At 50.6% G+C, this 634-nt stretch carries 1 protein-coding gene; it reads left to right on the top strand.

Going from position 1 to position 634, the window contains the following annotated elements; genetic code table 11:
• Positions 1-471: phage major capsid protein (locus PPL9_RS21020; protein WP_152986783.1), on the top strand; the 471-nt coding region annotated here is incomplete at its 5' end.
• Between the last annotated feature and the right edge of the window lie 163 nt (positions 472-634).

The following is a 634-nucleotide window of genomic DNA, read 5'->3' as shown; positions in this document are numbered from 1 at the left end:
CAGGGTGAAAACCTGAAAGGGCTTTTGACTGAGGCTGTGGCATTTGTTGCTGCTAATGGTCTACCCAATGCGACACGTATTGATCGTCTACGCCTTGCTATTTTGCAGGTTGCATTAGCGGATTACGTTGCAACATCCTTTGTCATGAACCCGACGGACTGGGCAGGTATCGATCTCCTGAAAGATGCTCAGAGCAGATACATCTTCGGCAACCCAGGCTCAATGAGCACTCCAATGCTCTGGGGTAAGGATGTGGTGGAATCCAACACCATGTCAGCGGGTGAATGGCTGACTGGTGATCTGGCGATGGCGGGAACATATTATGACCGTCAGGAAACTGAAGTGCTCATTTCTTCCGAGCACGACACCAACTTCATTGAAGACATGCTGACCATGAAGGGACGTAAACGGGTTGCTCTGGCAATCAAGCGTGCTGCAGCAATGGTGAAGGGCAACTTCGTCTTCGCGTAATCCCGAACAAATGAGGCAACCAACTGGCTCTGCGATCATCTGATTGCAGAGCTTTTTCAGGAGAGAAGCATGCGTAATCGGGCTCGTCCTTCACGAGAGGTCAGCTCCTGTTAAGATCGCAGCATATTGCTGCGAGGATGGGAGAGCACCATGGAATACTATG

This window comes from Pseudovibrio sp. POLY-S9 (assembly GCF_001431305.1).
In the GTDB taxonomy this organism is placed as follows: Bacteria; Pseudomonadota; Alphaproteobacteria; order Rhizobiales; family Stappiaceae; genus Pseudovibrio.
Note: the sequence above shows the minus strand (reverse complement) of the source record. Positions and strands in the feature narration are given on the sequence as shown.